At 65.4% G+C, this 3,504-nt stretch carries 4 protein-coding genes and 1 tRNA gene; 2 read left to right on the top strand and 3 right to left on the bottom strand.

Going from position 1 to position 3,504, the window contains the following annotated elements:
* On the top strand, positions 1 to 552 hold a 552-nt coding region (locus FV228_RS23675; protein WP_147856809.1), incomplete at its 5' end, for an ABC transporter ATP-binding protein.
* Between the two features lie 7 nt (positions 553 to 559).
* Here FV228_RS23675 and FV228_RS23670 read toward each other — a convergent pair.
* Complete coding sequence (locus FV228_RS23670) at positions 560 to 1,123, bottom strand: hypothetical protein (RefSeq protein WP_147856808.1); 564 nt, start codon at positions 1,121 to 1,123, stop codon at positions 560 to 562.
* A 790-nt stretch (positions 1,124 to 1,913) separates the two neighbouring features.
* Here FV228_RS23670 and FV228_RS33385 point away from each other — a divergent pair.
* Entirely contained in the window at positions 1,914 to 2,072 is a 159-nt protein-coding gene (locus FV228_RS33385) for a hypothetical protein (protein ID WP_187277881.1), read from the top strand.
* Positions 2,073 to 2,625: 553 nt separating this feature from the next.
* Here the strand turns inward: FV228_RS33385 and FV228_RS23665 are convergent.
* Entirely contained in the window at positions 2,626 to 3,150 is a 525-nt protein-coding gene (locus FV228_RS23665) for a hypothetical protein (protein WP_147856807.1), read from the bottom strand.
* 214 nt (positions 3,151 to 3,364) lie between these two features.
* Positions 3,365 to 3,454 (bottom strand) — tRNA-Ser (locus tag FV228_RS23660).
* Positions 3,455 to 3,504 lie beyond the last annotated feature (50 nt).

Raw genomic sequence — 3,504 nt, 5'->3', positions numbered from 1 at the left:
CTGCTGACCCGGGTCGGCTTGCCGGCCGAGGCCGCCGGGCGCTTCCCGCACGAGTTCTCCGGCGGCCAGCGCCAGCGGATCTGCATCGCCCGGGCGCTGGCTCTGCGCCCCCGCCTGATCGTGGCCGACGAGGCGGTCTCGGCGCTCGACGTCTCGGTGAAGGCGCAGGTGGTGAACCTGATGCTCGACCTGCAGGCCGAGATGGGGCTGGCCTACCTGTTCATCTCCCACGACATGGCCGTGGTCGAGCGGGTCAGCCACCGGGTCGCCGTGATGTATCTCGGCGAGATCGTGGAGATCGGCCCGCGCGCGGCCGTGTTCGGGGACCCACAGCACCCCTACACGAAGAAGCTGCTGGCCGCCGTCCCGGTCCCCGACCCGGCCCGCCGCCGGGCCCGCCACGCCCTGCCGGACGACGAGATCCGCAGCCCGATCCGGGCGCCGGACTACGTGCCGCCGGAGCGGCTGTACCGGGAGGTCTCCCCGGGCCACGTGGTGCAGGACTGGGGTGCGGATTGGGAGGCGGCCACGACGCGGGTCGTCGCGGCGTAGTAGCGGCCTACTTCGCGTCCGCGACGGTGTTCTGGAAGCTGTAGCTGCCGAGCTTCTCGCCGGTGACCTGCACGGCCCCCTCGGTGAGGGTGGTCAGCCGCCGGGAGCGGATCTTCATGGCGCCTGTCAGCCCCGCGAACTTGCCGGTGCCGCCGATCCATTCGCCGGTGCCTTCGGTGGCCGCGGCCATCGGCTGGACGGGATAGTCCCACTTCTCGAAGACGTGGTCGCCATCGGCATCGACATAGTCGCAATAGCCGTGGTTCTCGAAGGTCTTGGCGTCGTTGTCCACGGTCGGCGCCGAGGTGCAGCGGCCGGCCATGTTGTGCAGGAGCTTCCCGTTCGACTCGTTGACGGCGGTCATCATGTTGATCGTCGCCGAGGCCGTGCGGTTGTTGCCGATCATGACCGGCTTCGGCGCCACCGGCGTGGTCGACGTGTAGGTGATGCGGAACTCGCCCTGCCGGGGCATGTCCTCGGCCAGCGCGGCCGTGGCGCAGAGGAGCGCTGCGCAGAGCAGGACCGGTCCCTGTGTGACCAGCGATACAAATGGAGCGTGTTTCCGCCGCATGATGACCTCCCTGTGCGGCCCGTTCGCCGGCAGCCGACAGGGCACCTTCGGAAGGTGTCAGCGGCCCGGACGAATCACTGCACGCGCCCGAATGCTGCATCCGGTTCGGAAGATATTAAATAGATGTGTCGATTTCGGCAACGAATATTTATTTATCTGCGGGCTTTCAAATGATCGGGTCAAATGCCGGTGTTCGCAATTGACGTGCGCCATCCGCTCGGAGGCGCTGCCGACCCATCCCGGCATGATCGGATCGGGCCTGAGGACGCCGCGGTCGAACGCCGGGCGGAGGGCCCGGCACGCGTTGGAGCGCAGGCCGTGCAGGCCTATCCCTTGGCCACGCACACGGTAATGGCGGAGGCTTCGGCATAGGGGCGATCGGCCTTGGCGATCGCCGATGCTGGCCGGCCCTTCGCTGGCGCCTCGGCGATCACGGTGTGTGCCGCGAAGGGGTGAGCCCGCACGGGATGCGCGAGCTGCGTTCGCGAGGAGTCGCATGCATTTTGCATTCACTCCGAGGTCGGATTGGTCTCCGGCCGTCCACGCCCGCCCGAGCCTATCCCCCCCTTTAGGCATAAGGGCGGGCCTGGATGCCGAGGGTACGCAGCAGACGCGTACCCCTACGAGAAACGTAGCCCGACCCAGCTAGGCGAGCCTTCGGCCGACCGAGTCGCCAACGTGGCGCCTGCGTCCGATGATGGACTGGACAGACTGGCACCGCCGGGATGGATGGACAGCGGGCCCGCGCCGCCCAGCATCGGACGTTGCGACCCCAGCGATGGAGCTCAAAATGAACCTCGAAGAGGAGGTCCAGTGGATGCGACTGCGCGTCGGTACGCTGGAAACGAAGGCCTCCGAGGCGCAGCGCCAGATCCGCGCCTTGAGCTGGGGGGTGGTGCTGCTGTTGGCCATCGCCTGCGCAGACGTCATCCGGATATTCGTGGGATAAGCGACACCTCGACTTCGATCGGCGGCGGGATCGCCGGCACGCCGCTGAGCGGGAGCGGGCGCGGGATCGGGCCTCGACCGAGTGCGATCAGGGTCCTCTACAATCGCCTTGAACTCGGCCGGCGCCAGCCAAACCGATAGGCTCTCCCACACCTCGCGGGCTTCTTCCTGCGCATCACCGGGCATTTGGATCAGGCCCGGACACGGCAGAGCTGGGAGCTGATGTCAGAGCGCAAGGGAGCTTTGTAGGACTTCGTCGAGGCGTAGCATACCGAGGAGCTGCCAAGTCTGTGGTCTCTTGGCCATGTTGCCGATGGCGAAGGCCATGCCCCGGCGCGGGCCAGATACCGTTCCGTTTGATCCTCAGGCGAGTTTGATCAAGGTCAGCGGCACCTCAGCCTCCCGAGCCCCACACGATTGCGCAGCGGCTCCACCACAGCCTGCTGTATCCCCCTGCTGAGGTTGTCTGCTCCTGGAGTAAGGTATGCCGCTGATGTTGCGACATACTGGTAACACCGCACTCAGGCGCGGTGCTCCAGCGGCTCACGAGCCCATCAGGTGATCTTGATTCCCGCGTTCCCGGATATCTTGATCGAAGTACCGGAGCCCATGTCGATGCCGGCTCCTCGGGTGCGCAGCGACGAGCCCAACTTGCCGCCCTTTAGATGGGTGCTCCCCGTCGCGTTGCCCGCACCGCCCACGCTAATCATACCCGCGCTGCGGACCACGAAATCAGAGGCCCGGATCACACCTTGCATGTGATCGAAATCGACCGAACGGAGCGCCGTGATCTCCGCTCCTTGGATGTCGATGGTGCCCGCGTTGGCCATGACGAGAACGGCCTCAGTGGCTTCCTGCGCGATGCGTCGAGCTGCCTCAACGTCTTCGTTCGCCTGCGCGTCCGCTGCGGCCCTGTTCAACTCCGGGCGCTGGGCTGCAACGCGGTCGAACAGGCTACCGAGTTTCGCCGCGCTTCCCTTGATACCATCCCAGGCTGCGCTGCCGACGACGCCGAGAGCCAACTGGCCAAGCGGTGTGGCGGCTAAGGTGGTGAGTTCTTCTGTGGGGATTGGAAGCATGGTCGGTCCTGTCGGCGCTACTAGCACTCCATTGTCGAAGGACTCGACAGGTGGTCATGCACTAAACTGCGTTCAACGGCTTGACAGTGGAAAAATAGCTCTAGGCAGCCGGCCTGACGCGATCTATGGTTTTGGCGGACACAGTCAGGGACACAACCTGTAGCCGGTCGCGTAAGTCGCTCTGATTAATAAGCAATACAGGCTGGCTGAAGTCTGGCGGAGGGAGCGGGATTCGAACCCGCGATACGGTTTCCCGTATACACACTTTCCAGGCGTGCGCCTTCAACCACTCGGCCACCCCTCCGGCAGACTTCAGCCAGCCTGTATTGCTTATTAATCAGAGCGACTTACGCG

Source organism: Methylobacterium sp. WL18 (assembly GCF_008040015.1).
Taxonomy (GTDB): Bacteria; Pseudomonadota; Alphaproteobacteria; order Rhizobiales; family Beijerinckiaceae; genus Methylobacterium; species Methylobacterium mesophilicum.
Note: the sequence above shows the minus strand (reverse complement) of the source record. Positions and strands in the feature narration are given on the sequence as shown.